Source organism: Hymenobacter sp. B81, assembly GCF_044628455.1.
Classification (GTDB): Bacteria; Bacteroidota; Bacteroidia; order Cytophagales; family Hymenobacteraceae; genus Solirubrum.
Genome location: NZ_JBIYZW010000001.1, coordinates 1,655,310 through 1,668,059, shown reverse-complemented (window position 1 = coordinate 1,668,059; position 12,750 = coordinate 1,655,310). Strand labels below are relative to the sequence as shown.

Below are 12,750 nucleotides of genomic sequence, written 5' to 3'. Positions count from 1 at the left end.
CACGAGCAATGGCTCGTCTACAACGGCCTTTTTCCTTCTTCTGCAACCAACGCCACCCCCATGGCTGAGTACCCGACCCCCACGACCGAGCAGGAGTTTGCGGCGAATTTCGCCCAGATCAAGCCCCTGATGAGCAACACCGAGGCGCTGTACGAAAGCTCCCGGTGCCTGTTCTGCTTCGACGCGCCCTGCATCAAGGCCTGCCCCTCGGGCATCGACATTCCGCAGTTTATCCGGCAGATCAACACCGGCAATACCACCGGCGCGGCCCGCACCATCTATGAGGCCAATTACTTCGGCAACGCCTGCGGTAAGGTGTGTCCCACGGAAGTGCTCTGCGAAGGCGCCTGCGTGTACAACCTCAACGAGCAGAAACCCATCGAAATCGGACGGCTGCAAAGCCACGCCACGCGCAAGGTTATCGACAGCGGCCACAAACTGTTCGGGCCGGGGCCGGCCAACGGGCGCAAGGTGGCCGTGATTGGTGCCGGGCCGGCGGGTATTTCGGCGGCCTGTGAATTGCGGGCGTTGGGTTACGAGGTCGACGTGTTTGAGGCGCGAAGCCAGCCGTCGGGGCTGACTTTGTACGGCGTTGCGCCCTATAAAATCACCAACGCGGAAACGCTGGCCGAAATGGACTACCTAGAGCAGCAGTTCGGCTACCGGGTGCACTACAACCAGCGCATCGGCAGCCGCGAGGACTTGCAGCGGCTGGAAGACGAATACGACGCTATCTTCCTTGGCATCGGCCTCGGGGCGACCAACGCCCTGCTGCTGCCCGGCGAGGATCGGCAGAACTGCGTGGGCGCGGTGGAGTTCATCGAGCAGCTGCGCACCGAGCACCAGCACGTACACGTGGGCCGCAAGGTCATCGTGCTCGGCGGCGGCAACACGGCCATGGACGCGGCCTCCGAATCTTCGCGCCTCGGGGCGGAGGATGTGATTCTGGCCTACCGCCGCGGCAAGGACGAAATGGGCGCCTACGCGTTTGAGTACGACCTGGCCAAGAGCGTGGGCGTGAAGGGCTTGTTCAACGTAGCGCCGGTGGAAATCGTGGGCAACGGCCGGGTGGAGGGCGTACGGTTTATTCGGACCGCTACCGTGGATGGGCAGGTGCAGGCCGTGCCCGGCTCGGAGTTCGTGGAACCCTGCGACATGGTCATCAAAGCTACCGGGCAGGCTAAGCAAACCGGCTTTCTGCACCTGATTCCGGGTTTGCAGCTCGACGGTAAGGGCCGCATCGTGGCCGATGCGCGCACCGGGCAGACTTCCAACCCCAAGTATTTCGCCTCCGGCGACGCCCTGAACGGTGGGGCCGAGGTGGTCAACGCCGCCGCCGAAGCCAAGCAGACAGCGCGGGGCATTCACGGGATTTTGGTGGGTGGTTGATGGTTTTTGGCTTTAGACCCGAGTCGTTTAAAGCCGCCTTCATTCCCCCTGAGCCAAAAACCAATAACGAAAAACCAACCCATGCCTGACCTTTCCATCAACTTTGCCGGCATCAAGTCGCCGAACCCGTTCTGGCTGGCCTCGGCGCCGCCCACCAACTCCGGTTACCAGGTGATGAAAGCCTTCGACGCGGGCTGGGGCGGGGCCGTGTGGAAGACGCTGGGCGTGCCCGTGGTGAACGTATCCAGCCGCTACGGCGGGGTGAACTACCGCGACAAGCGCCTTATCGGCTTCAACAACATCGAGCTGATTTCGGACCGCCCGCTGGCCGACAACCTGCGCGAAATCGAGGAAGTGAAAAAGCGCTTCCCGAATAATGCAGTCATTGCCTCGCTGATGGTCCAGAGCCGGCAGGAGTGGCACGACATCGTGCGCGACGTGCAGAACGCCGGTTCCGACGGCATCGAGCTGAACTTCGGCTGCCCGCACGGCATGTGCGAGCGGGGCATGGGCTCGGCCGTGGGCCAGGAGCCGGAGGTGCTGCGCACTATTGTGGAGTGGGTGATGGAAGTGGCCCGCATTCCGGTCATCGTCAAGCTCACGCCCAACATTTCGGACATCACCGAGCCGGCCCGCGCCGCCCGCGCCGGCGGCGCCGATGCCATTTCGCTCATCAACACCATCCAGAGCATCGTGGGCGTGGACCTCGACCAGTTCGCGCCCTACCCCATCGTGGACGGCAAGGGTACCAACGGCGGCTACTGCGGCCCCGCGGTGAAGCCCATTGCCCTGAACATGGTAAAGAACTGCGCCCAGGACCCGGACGTGCGCCTGCCCATCTCCGGAATCGGTGGCATCGAAAACTGGCGCGACGCGGTGGAGCACATCCTGCTCGGCGCTTCAAGCGTGCAGGTGTGCACGGCGGCCATGCACTTCGGCTTCGGCATCATCCGGGAAATGACGGCCGGTCTGGAGCAGTACATGACCGAAAAGGGCTTCCACACCATCTACGACTTCGTGGGCAAGGCTCTGCCGAACGTGAAGCACTGGGAAGACCTGAACCTGAAGTACCAGGTGAAGGCCCACATCAACAAGGACAAGTGCATTGGCTGCCAGCTGTGCTACACGGCGTGTGAAGACGGCGCCCACCAGGCCATCCGGCTGCAGGAGGGTACCCGCACGCCCGCCATCATCGAGGACAACTGCGTGGGCTGCAACCTTTGCTCCCTGGTGTGCCCGGTGGAGCAGTGCATTACCATGGAGCGCCGCGACGACGGCACCCAGCACCGCACCTGGAAGGAGCGCACTGCCGCCAACGACATTCCAGTAACCTTCAATGACGACCGCGCCGGCGGTCTGCACCACTGGGTGCCCGAGCCGGCGGCCGCGCTGGGCAAGGAACGGCACAAGACGCTGCCCGGCAAGGCCCGCGCCCTGGGCAGCCCCACCGAGCCGGCGTTGGCGCCTACCGAATAGCCACCGCTTAAGGCAGCTTCGCAGAAGCCCCGTGCCCCGTCGGCACGGGGCTTTTTGTTGGTATTGAATTAGGAATCAGTGCTTTGTTGACAGAGCTTGGCTCAGCATTCACCAACGGCTAGCGGGATTATTAATTTGTTCTATAGAATTTGTTATAATAAATGTTGTTTAAAGTAAATTAATTGCTTTCTTTGTATCACTTGGTTCATATGTCGCACCAGCCTCAGCATCGCACCTTTTCCGAGCCCAACCTGCCCTGCTGCTATGGAACGCTACCGCCACTACTCCGATGCTTCCCGCTTAGTTCTTCCGGCCATTGATGTTCTCCTGATTCTGGGAGCATTTCACCTAAGCAGTTACCTGATCAGCGGCAGCTGGCAGTTCAGCGGGCTGAACACCGCCCTGTACGCCATCTTCGCCCTGCTTTGGTGGATTCTATCGGGCCACTACGCCAACATTTACCGCGTCGACCGGCTCATCACGTACCCCGAGAAGCTGCTTTACATCATTCGCACCTTCCTGCTGCACGCCGTGCTGCTGGGCCTGGGCGCGGTGCTGTTGCAGCAGTACTGGGTGTCGGCGCGCTTTCTGTTCGCCGTGTACAGCTTCTCGCTGATGGCCGTGGTGAGCGGGCGGTTTCTGCTGGCTTTCAGCTACCGTTTCTACCTGCGGCACTGGGCCCAGGCGCCCAGCCGCTACGTGATTGTGGGAGCCGGCGAAAGCGGCCAGAGCCTCTACCGCTTCCTGGCCTCGCACGACCCGGTGGGCAACGAATTCGTGGGCTTCTTTGCCGACGAGCCGGTGCCCGGCGGCCTGCGGGCCCTGGTACGGGGCAGCGTGGCCGACCTGAAAGCATTCTGCACGCATACCCAGGTCGACCAGGTGTATTTTGCCCTGCCGCTCGACCAGCGCGAGCTGATTGAGGATTTGTCGCGCTTTGCCGACCAGCACTTTCTGTCTTTCCGGATCGTGCCCGATTTCCGCGGCACCGTGCGCAAGGACGTGAACGTGTACTTCTACGACCACCTGCCCATTCTCACCATCCGGCACGAGCCCCTGGGCATCCGCACCAACCAGGTCCTCAAGCGCGTGTTCGACGTGGCCTTCTCGCTCACGGTCATCTGCACGGTTTTTCCCTTTCTGATGCCGGTGCTGGCTTTGCTCATCAAGCTCGATTCGCCGGGACCGGTTTTTTTCAAGCAGATGCGACCCGGCAAGCGCAACCAGCTCTTTCCCTGCTACAAGCTGCGCACCATGCGCACCGACCACGGCAAAACGGAGCTGCAGGCCACCAAGGGCGACGCCCGCATTACCCGGGTAGGAGCCTACCTGCGCAAGTACAACCTCGACGAGTTGCCGCAGTTCTTCAACGTGTTGCTGGGCCACATGTCGGTGGTCGGGCCGCGGCCCAACATGATTTCGCAGCTCGAAGAGTACTCCAAGCACATCACTGAGTACCAACTGCGCCATGCCGTGCCGCCGGGCATCACCGGCTACGCCCAGGTCAACGGCTACCGGGGCGAAACCCGCGAGGCCGGCACCATGGAGAAGCGGGTGGAGTACGACCTGAAATACATGGAAAACTGGTCGTTCAGCCTGGACATGAAAATCATCGGCCAAACGGTGTGGAACATGGTTCGGGGCGAGAAAAACGCCTACTAGATTGTTCGCGGCCCTAGGCCGCAATGCCCGAAATGGGGTGGTTTGGGGACCGGAGCCTTCGGAAAAACGGCCGGCATCAGGTTGCAGGTAGTGTTGGCGCACCTTGCAACAGCCGGTTCGTAGCGCAACGGCAGCGCGCCGTTTGGTGGAGCAGCGGGCTGCGCCTGCGTCGGAGGCTCCGTTCCCCAGCCGCCCCTCTGGTTTTTGTTCAACGCTACCTGCCGTGCTTCCCCGTCAGCAAGTGCTTTCCACCCGGGTTTCCACCGGCGCGCCAACCGATTTCATCGACGCCGTACTGCAGCTGGGAGCAGCGCGCAGTTCGGCGTACGTGTGTTTTGCCAACGTGCACATGCTGGTGGAAGCGCACCGCTCCCCCGAGTTTGCCCGCATCGTCGACGCTGCCACCGTAGTGGCGCCCGATGGCAGCCCCGTGGCGGCGGCCGTGCGGTGGTTTGGCGGCCCCCGGCAGCCGCGCGTGGCCGGCATGGATGCCCTGCCGCAGCTGCTGGCCGCCGCCGCCGCGCGCGGGCAGTCGGTGTATTTCTACGGTACTACGCCGCAGGTGCTGGCGGCCATCGAAGCGCGCATCCGCCACGAACTGCCGCAGCTGCGCCTGGCCGGCACCTACGCTCCCCCTTTTCGGGAACTCACGCTGGCTGAAGACGCCGCCGTGGTCGAGCAAATCAACGCGGCCGACCCCGATCTGCTGTTCGTGGCCCTGGGCTGCCCCCGGCAGGAGCAGTGGATGGCGGCTCACCAGGGACGCATCCGGGCTTGCATGCTGGGGGTGGGGCAGGCATTTCTCACCTACGCCGGCCTGGAGCCGCGCCTGCCCCTGTGGGCCCGCCGGCTGTGGCTGGAATGGGCCTACCGGCTCTGGCTCGAGCCCCGGCGCCTATGGCGCCGCTATCTGCTGACCAACTCCCGCTTTGTGTGGCTGATGCTGCGTCACCTGAAGCGGGTGCCCGGAAAATCTGCGGTTTAAGAGCGGTAAACCCGAAAAGCTGCTCCAGCAACTCGGGTAGCGTGCTGACAACCCGCGGGCTAACCTCTTGTGGGGCTGTGGTTACGCACGAGCCCGCGAGCCGCGCGATGGAAATCGGCTGCAGAGAGCAAGCCAGTCGCCCCGACTTCCAACGTCCAACACCGTTGCTGGTTATTTTGGATAATTCCAATTGTATTTATACTGTGAGGAAAATAATATTCAAAGTTATTGTTGAAAATTTATAATTAAATATATCTTTCGCCATACGCAGCCAGGAAGAAATTCTGACAATCATCCAACTCTGCACACCTCCACTTTTAGGCCTTTCTCACCTCTCAATCTTGCACCGGAGCTATGAAAGCAGTTATTCTGGCGGGCGGCTACGGCACCCGCATCAGCGAAGAAAGCGGGGTGCGGCCCAAGCCCATGGTGGAAGTGGGCGGCCGGCCGATTCTTTGGCACATTATGAAGCTGTATGCCCACCACGGCGTACGGGAATTCGTGGTATGCTGCGGCTACAAGGGCCACCTGATCAAGCAGTACTTTGCCGACTATTTCCTGCATAACGCCGACGTGACGTTCCGGATGGACCGCAACGAAATGCAGGTGCACCGGCACCACGCCGAGCCCTGGCAGGTGACGCTGGTGGATACCGGCCAGGAAACCATGACGGGCGGGCGGCTGCGGCGCGTGCGCGAATACGTGGGCAACGACACGTTCTGCATGACCTACGGTGACGGGGTGGGCGACGTGAATATTCGCGAGGCCATCCGCTTCCACCGGCAGCAGGGGGCGCTGGCCACGCTCACGGCCGTGCGCCAGCCGGGCCGCTTCGGGGTTTTCAGCCTGGGCGACGACGAAACGGCCATCCGCTCGTTTACCGAGAAGCCCGAAGGGGGGGAAACGCCCTGGATCAACGGGGGGTTCTTCGTGCTGGAGCCCGGTGTATTCGATTACCTGGAAGGGGATGAAACCATCTGGGAAAAAGCCCCCCTGGAACGACTGGCCCAGAACGGGCAGCTGGCCGCCTACCGCCATTCCGGTTTCTGGCAACCCATGGATACCCTGCGCGACCGGAACCTGCTAGAGGAAATGTGGCAGCAAGGTAAGGCCCGCTGGAAATTGTGGAGCGACGACCCCGAGCCCCTGCACGACGACCCGGTGCTGGCCGAGATTCTGGCCTCGCCCGTGCAGGCTCCCCACGGGCAGCGCGTAGCCACGCCCACCATCCTACCCCTGGATTAGTAACGGACCCGCCGTACCCGGGTCTGATTTTCCTCCCTCGTTCCCCTTCGGCCCAAGCAAGTCTTTGGCTCCTACCTCATTTCCTTGTTCGCATGAAACCCCTGCGCATCCTCATCACCGGCAACATGGGCTACGTTGGGCCCGGCGTAGTGCGCCAGCTTCGCCAGGCCTTTCCCCAGGCTGAACTTATCGGTTACGACCTAGGCTACTTCGCCCACTGCCTCACCGGGGCTGGCGCGCTGCCCGAAACCCACCTGAACCGCCAGCTTTTCGGCGACCTGCGCGAACTGCCCGCTGATCTGTTCGCGGGCGTCGATGTGGTGGTGAACCTGGCCGCCATTTCCAACGACCCGATGAGCTTCCTGTTCGAGCAGGTAACGCTGGAGGTAAACTACCGGGCCGGCATCCGGCTGGCCCGCCAGGCCAAGGCGGCCGGGGTGAAGCATTTTGTGTTTGCCAGCAGCTGCAGCATCTACGGCTCGGCCAGCGACGCCCCCCGCACCGAAGATGCCGAGTTCAACCCGCTCACGGCCTACGCCCGCTCGAAAATGTTGACGGAGCAGGACCTGCAGCCCCTGGCCGCCGACGATTTCTGCGTGTCGTGCCTGCGTTTTGCCACGGCCTGCGGCTGGAGCCCACGGCTGCGGCTGGATCTGGTGCTCAACGACTTCGTGGCCAGTGCCGTGGCTACGGGCCAAATCAACATCCTCAGCGACGGCACGCCCTGGCGCCCCCTGATTCACGTGGAGGACATGGCCCGGGCCATCGTCTGGGCCGTGCAGCGCCCGGCCAGCCACGGCGGCGCTTTCCTGGCCGTGAATGTGGGAAGCACCGAGTGGAACTACCAGGTGCACGAGCTGGCCCACGCCGTAGCCGAAGCCGTTCCGGGCACCACCGTTAGCCTAAACCCGGATGCGGCGCCCGATAAACGCTCGTACCGCGTCGATTTTGGCCTATACCGCGCACTGGCTCCCCATCACCAGCCCCAGCGCCGCTTGGCCGACACTATCGCCGAACTGCGCGACAACCTGCTGGCCATGAACTTCTGCGACGGCAACTTCCGCGCTTCCCAACTCATGCGCCTGCGCGTGCTGACGGCCCTACGCGAAAGCCAGGCCCTGACGCCGGAGTTGGCCTGGGCGCCCCCAGCGCTGGTGGCGCCCCCCCAACCAATTGAGCAGCCCGCCCTACTATTCTGAGCCTTCCCGTTCCACTGCCAAACCACCGCTTTGCCATGATTTTCACCGAAACCGAGCTGCCCGGCGCGTTTATCATCGACGTGGACCGCATGTCCGATGAGCGGGGATTCTTTGCCCGCTCTTGGTGCGAAGACGAATTTGCCGCCCACGGCATTCTGGCCCCCCCGCTGCAGGCCAACGTCTCCTCGAACCCGCACCGCGGTACGCTGCGCGGTATGCACTACCAACTGGCGCCCCACGAGGAAACCAAGCTAGTACGCTGCACCCGCGGCGCCATTTACGACGTCATCGTGGATTTGCGCGAGGAGTCGGCTACCTACGGGCAATGGCTGGGAGTCGAGCTCACGGCCGATTCGTTTCGCATGCTGTTCGTGCCTGCCCGCTTTGCCCACGGCTTCGTGACGCTGCAGGACCACTCCGACGTGTGCTACCAGGTTTCGGCCAAGTACGCGCCCGGGTACGAGCGCGGTCTGCGCTGGAACGACCCGGCCATCGGCATCGAGTGGCCCGTCGAGCCCACCCTGATTTCGGATAAAGACCGGCGCCATCCGGACTTCCGCCTGCTGGTTCACCAGCATTAGCTCCCCTTGCTCCACCTTCCCCCAACTGCCCTATGAACACCGCTACTTCTGTCAAAAAATCCCGGCGGCCAGCGGCGGCCGCCTCGCCCCCGGCGGCTCCCGCCGAGCACTGCCGTTTCTGCCAAACCGAGCTGCAAACCACGTTCGTCGACCTGGGTACTTCGCCGCTGTGCGAGGACTTCGTGCGCCCCGAGCACTTCAACCGCGCCGAGCCGGTGTACCCGCTGCACGCCCGCGTCTGCCACGCGTGCTTTCTGGTGCAGGTGGGCGAGTTTGTGCGGCCCCAGGACATCTTTCGCGACGAATACCCTTACTTCTCGTCGTACTCGACTTCCTGGTTGGACCACGCCCGCCGCTACACCGAGCAGATGATCGACCGGTTCGGGCTGGGGCCCGAGCAGTTTGTGGTGGAAGTGGCCAGCAACGACGGCTACCTGCTGCAGTACTTCGTGGAGCGCGGCGTGCCGGTACTGGGCGTCGAGCCGGCCGGTAACGTGGCCGATGCGGCCCGCGCCAAGGGCATCAATACGCTCAGCAAGTTTTTCGGCCAGGCCACGGCCCGCAAGATTCTGAGCACCTACGGCCCGGCCGACCTGCTGCTGGGAAACAACGTGCTGGCCCACGTACCCGACATCAACGACTTCGTGGCGGGGCTGAAAATCCTGCTGAAGACCGACGGCGTCATTACCCTGGAGTTTCCGCACCTGCTGCGCCTGATGGCGGGCCGGCAGTTCGATACCATCTACCACGAGCACTTTTCCTACTTGTCGTTCTACACCGTGGAGCAGATCTTCGCCCGCCACGGCCTCACCTTGTTCGACGTGGAGGAGCTGCCCACCCACGGCGGCTCGTTGCGCATCTACGCCCGCCACGCCGCCGACCCCGGACAGCCAGTGGGCGAGCGGGTAGGGGAGCTGCGCGAGCGGGAGTTGCGTGCGGGTGTCAATGAGCTGGACTTCTACCGCAGCTTTGCCGAGGAGGTAAAGCAAACCAAGCGCAGCCTGCTGACTTTCTTGATAGGGGCCAAGCAGGCCGGCAAGACGGTGGTGGGCTACGGCGCCCCGGGCAAGGGCAACACCCTGCTCAACTACTGCGGCATCGGCACCGATTTCCTCGACTACACGGTGGACCGGAATCCGCACAAGCACGGGTTGTTTTTGCCGGGCACGCGCATTCCCATTCACCACCCCGACCGCATTGCCCAAACCAGGCCCGACTACGTGCTGATTCTGCCCTGGAACCTGCGCCCGGAAATCATGCAGCAGATGGCTGGTATCCGCGCATGGGGCGGCCAGTTCGTAACGCCCATCCCAACCGCCCAGGTTTACGCCTAAGCCGCCGCCACGCGGCTTAGCCGGCTCAACGGGGAGCCGGCGCACTTTCCACCACCACATCCACCTACCATGAAAGTTGTTCTGTTCTGCGGCGGGCTTGGCCTCCGGCTCCGGGAGCACTCCGAGTCAACTCCCAAGCCGATGGTAACCATTGGCTACCGGCCCATTCTCTGGCACATTATGCGCTACTACGCGCACCACGGCCACACCGAGTTCATTCTTTGCCTGGGCTACAAAGCCGATCTGGTGAAGGAGTATTTCATGAACTACAACGAGTGCCACTCCAATGACTTCGTCTTTGCCCAGGGCGGGCGCCACGTGCAGCCCCTGCGCACCGACATCGACGACTGGAAAATCACCTTCGTGGATACGGGCCTGCACGCCAACATCGGGCAACGCCTGCTGGCCGTGCAGCCCTACCTGCAGGGCGAGGAAATGTTCCTGGCCAACTATGCCGACGGCCTCTCGGACGTGAATCCCAACGAGATGGTGGCCGAGCTGGCCGCCTCCAACGCCGTGGCCAGCTTCATGGCCTATCAGCCCACCCACAGCTTCCACGTAGTCAGCCTCGACGAAAACTCCCGGGTGGACTACATCAGCCCCATTGCCAAGTCGGGCCTGTGGATTAATGCCGGCTACTTCGCGCTGCGGCAGGAAATCTTCGACTACATCGGCGCCGGCGAGGAGCTGGTGGAGCAGCCGTTTCAGCGGCTCATTGCCCAGGATCAGCTGCTGGCCCACCGCCACCGGGGATTCTGGGCCGCTATGGACACGTTTAAGGACAAGCAAACCCTCGACGAGCTCTACACCCACGGGCCAGCGCCCTGGGAAGTCTGGCGCCAGCCGCTGCTGGCCCCGGCCCCGCAATTCCGGCACCTGGCCGCATGCTGAAGCTGGGTCTGATTCCGCAGGCCGGCAGTGCCGGCCTGCGGATACTGTGCCTCGGTGCCCACGCCGATGATATTGAAATCGGGGCGGGCGGAACCCTACTGCGGTTGCTGGCCGAGCAGCCGGTAGCCGCCGTCGGCTGGGTGGTGTTCAGCAGCACCCCCGAGCGGGCCCGCGAAGCCGAAGCCAGCGCCCAGGCCTTCCTGGCCGCCGCGCCGCCGGCACTGGGGCAGTCGGTGCGGGTGCTGGCCTTTACCGACGGCCGGCTACCCCAGGCCACTGCCGAGGTCAAGGCCGAGTTTGAGCAGCTCAAGGACTTTGCCCCCGACCTGGTTTTCACCCACTACCGCCATGACCTGCACCAGGACCACCGTTTGCTTTCCGACCTGACCTGGAACACCTTCCGCAGCCACCTCGTGCTGGAGTACGAAATACCCAAGTACGACGGTGACCTGGGCAACCCCGCCTTTTTCGTGGAGCTGCCCGCCGCGGTGCTCGACCAAAAGGTGGAGCTGCTGCTGAAACACTTCCCCAGCCAGCGCGGCAAGCACTGGTTTGACGCCGAAACCTTCCGGGCGCTGCCCCGCCTGCGCGGCATGCAGGCGGCCTGTGCCGGCCGCTACGCCGAGGCCTTCTACACGCGCAAACTGGTCCTTTAGTTCGCCCCTGTACTCCACTCTCTCTTCTTTCCTTGCTATGAACTGCCGTCACTGCGACTCGCCCCTGCACCACGTATTCGCCGATTTGGGGCATTGCCCGGCTTCCAACTCCATGCTGACCGCCCTGCAGCTGGAAGAGCCCGAAGTCAGCTATCCGCTCAAAATCTACGTGTGCGACAACTGCTTCCTGGTGCAGGTCGGGGAGGTGAAAAAGGCCGTGGAAATCTTTGGCGACCAGTACACCTATTTCTCCTCGTACTCTTCGAGCTGGCTGCAGCACGCCCGCCGCTACGTCGACATGATGATGGACCGGTTCGGCTACGGCGCTGACTCGCTGGTGATTGAGGCGGCCAGCAACGACGGCTACCTGCTGCAGTACTTTCAACAGCGCGGCGTGCCGGTGCTGGGCATCGACCCCACCGCCAACACCGCCCGCATGGCTGCCGACCGGGGCGTGGATACGCTGGTAGACTTCTTTACCAGCCACCTGGCGCGCGAGCTGGTGGCCCGGGGGCAGCAGGCCGACCTGCTCATCGGCAACAACGTGCTGGCCCACGTGCCCGACATCAACGACTTCGTGAGCGGGATGCAGCTGGTACTCAAGCCCGGCGGCGTGGTGACGATGGAGTTTCCGCACCTGCTGAACCTGGTACGCCAGTGCCAGTTCGACACCATCTACCACGAGCATTTCTCCTATCTGTCGCTGACGGTAGTCAACCGCATCTTCTCCGCCCAGGGGCTGGCCATATTCGACGTGGAGGAACTGCCCACCCACGGCGGCTCGCTGCGCATCTACGCCCGCCACGCCGCCGACCCCGGCAAGCCGGTAAGCCAGGCGGTGGTGGAGCTGCTGGCCCGGGAACGGCAGGAGGGCATGGGCGAGCTGGCCTACTACCAGGATTTTCAGCCCCGTGTCAACACCGTGCGCCAGGAATTTCTGGAGTTTCTGCTCGAGCAAAAGCGCCTGGGCCGGCGCGTGGCGGGCTACGGGGCCGCTGCCAAGGGCAATACCCTGCTCAACTACTGCGGCATTCAGGGTACCGACCTGCTGGCCTTCGTGGCCGACGCCTCGCCCCACAAGCAAGGCAAGTTTCTGCCGGGCAGCCACATTCCGGTGGTGCACCCCGAACAGATCCGTGAGGAGCAGCCCGACTACGTGGTGATTCTGCCCTGGAACCTGCGCGATGAGGTGGCCGAGCGCCTGGCTTACATCAACGAGTGGGGCGGGCAGTTTGTGGTAGCTATTCCGCAGCTCGAAATCTTCAGCCATGTCGCCGAGCCCGCCGCTTACGTCCGCATCTGAGGCTTTGCTGGAACGGGACGGGAAGCCGA

11 protein-coding genes are annotated in these 12,750 nt (G+C 63.3%); all 11 read left to right on the top strand.

What is annotated here, in order from left to right:
- Nucleotides 1-60 precede the first annotated feature (60 nt).
- The 11 genes from ACE191_RS07375 (at nucleotide 61) to ACE191_RS07325 (ending at nucleotide 12,721) form a co-directional block, all read left to right on the top strand.
- On the top strand, nucleotides 61-1,389 hold the full coding sequence (locus ACE191_RS07375) for an FAD-dependent oxidoreductase (RefSeq protein WP_400191547.1): 1,329 nt from the start codon (nucleotides 61-63) through the stop codon (nucleotides 1,387-1,389).
- Between the two features lie 81 nt (nucleotides 1,390-1,470).
- On the top strand, nucleotides 1,471-2,865 hold the full coding sequence (preA, locus tag ACE191_RS07370; protein ID WP_400191546.1) for an NAD-dependent dihydropyrimidine dehydrogenase subunit PreA: 1,395 nt from the start codon (nucleotides 1,471-1,473) through the stop codon (nucleotides 2,863-2,865).
- 264 nt (nucleotides 2,866-3,129) lie between these two features.
- Nucleotides 3,130-4,527 (top strand): undecaprenyl-phosphate glucose phosphotransferase, encoded by a 1,398-nt coding sequence (locus ACE191_RS07365; RefSeq protein WP_400191545.1) that lies wholly within the window; start codon nucleotides 3,130-3,132, stop codon nucleotides 4,525-4,527.
- Between the two features lie 223 nt (nucleotides 4,528-4,750).
- Complete coding sequence (locus ACE191_RS07360; protein WP_400191544.1) at nucleotides 4,751-5,512, top strand: WecB/TagA/CpsF family glycosyltransferase; 762 nt, start codon at nucleotides 4,751-4,753, stop codon at nucleotides 5,510-5,512.
- 354 nt (nucleotides 5,513-5,866) lie between these two features.
- Nucleotides 5,867-6,757, top strand: coding sequence for a glucose-1-phosphate cytidylyltransferase (rfbF, locus tag ACE191_RS07355; RefSeq protein ID WP_400191543.1), 891 nt, complete (start codon nucleotides 5,867-5,869; stop codon nucleotides 6,755-6,757).
- A gap of 92 nt (nucleotides 6,758-6,849) precedes the next feature.
- On the top strand, nucleotides 6,850-7,956 hold the full coding sequence (locus tag ACE191_RS07350) for an NAD-dependent epimerase/dehydratase family protein (protein ID WP_400191542.1): 1,107 nt from the start codon (nucleotides 6,850-6,852) through the stop codon (nucleotides 7,954-7,956).
- Nucleotides 7,957-7,991: 35 nt separating this feature from the next.
- A complete protein-coding gene (rfbC, locus tag ACE191_RS07345; RefSeq protein ID WP_400191541.1) occupies nucleotides 7,992-8,537 on the top strand; it encodes a dTDP-4-dehydrorhamnose 3,5-epimerase in 546 nt (181 codons plus the stop codon).
- Between the two features lie 32 nt (nucleotides 8,538-8,569).
- Nucleotides 8,570-9,871 carry a methyltransferase domain-containing protein gene (locus tag ACE191_RS07340; RefSeq protein ID WP_400191540.1) on the top strand — a complete coding sequence of 434 codons (1,302 nt, stop codon included), beginning with the start codon at nucleotides 8,570-8,572 and terminating at the stop codon, nucleotides 9,869-9,871.
- Between the two features lie 69 nt (nucleotides 9,872-9,940).
- A complete protein-coding gene (locus tag ACE191_RS07335; RefSeq protein WP_400191539.1) occupies nucleotides 9,941-10,762 on the top strand; it encodes a glucose-1-phosphate cytidylyltransferase in 822 nt (273 codons plus the stop codon).
- Nucleotides 10,756-11,418 carry a PIG-L deacetylase family protein gene (locus ACE191_RS07330; RefSeq protein ID WP_400191538.1) on the top strand — a complete coding sequence of 221 codons (663 nt, stop codon included), beginning with the start codon at nucleotides 10,756-10,758 and terminating at the stop codon, nucleotides 11,416-11,418. Before ACE191_RS07335 ends, ACE191_RS07330 begins: the two co-directional genes overlap by 7 nt.
- 37 nt (nucleotides 11,419-11,455) lie before the next feature.
- Complete coding sequence (locus tag ACE191_RS07325) at nucleotides 11,456-12,721, top strand: methyltransferase domain-containing protein (protein ID WP_400191537.1); 1,266 nt, start codon at nucleotides 11,456-11,458, stop codon at nucleotides 12,719-12,721.
- Nucleotides 12,722-12,750: the final 29 nt, after the last annotated feature.

What these genes read in the sequence shown, in the direction of transcription:
- ACE191_RS07340 (WP_400191540.1), top strand. Translation starts at nt 8,570, where the DNA reads ATGAACACCGCTACTTCTGTCAAAAAATCCCGGCGGCCAGCGGCGGCC.
- rfbC (WP_400191541.1), top strand. Translation starts at nt 7,992, where the DNA reads ATGATTTTCACCGAAACCGAGCTGCCCGGCGCGTTTATCATCGACGTG.
- ACE191_RS07325 (WP_400191537.1), top strand. Translation starts at nt 11,456, where the DNA reads ATGAACTGCCGTCACTGCGACTCGCCCCTGCACCACGTATTCGCCGAT.
- ACE191_RS07335 (WP_400191539.1), top strand. Translation starts at nt 9,941, where the DNA reads ATGAAAGTTGTTCTGTTCTGCGGCGGGCTTGGCCTCCGGCTCCGGGAG.
- ACE191_RS07350 (WP_400191542.1), top strand. Translation starts at nt 6,850, where the DNA reads ATGAAACCCCTGCGCATCCTCATCACCGGCAACATGGGCTACGTTGGG.
- ACE191_RS07375 (WP_400191547.1), top strand. Translation starts at nt 61, where the DNA reads ATGGCTGAGTACCCGACCCCCACGACCGAGCAGGAGTTTGCGGCGAAT.
- ACE191_RS07365 (WP_400191545.1), top strand. Translation starts at nt 3,130, where the DNA reads ATGGAACGCTACCGCCACTACTCCGATGCTTCCCGCTTAGTTCTTCCG.
- preA (WP_400191546.1), top strand. Translation starts at nt 1,471, where the DNA reads ATGCCTGACCTTTCCATCAACTTTGCCGGCATCAAGTCGCCGAACCCG.
- rfbF (WP_400191543.1), top strand. Translation starts at nt 5,867, where the DNA reads ATGAAAGCAGTTATTCTGGCGGGCGGCTACGGCACCCGCATCAGCGAA.
- ACE191_RS07330 (WP_400191538.1), top strand. Translation starts at nt 10,756, where the DNA reads ATGCTGAAGCTGGGTCTGATTCCGCAGGCCGGCAGTGCCGGCCTGCGG.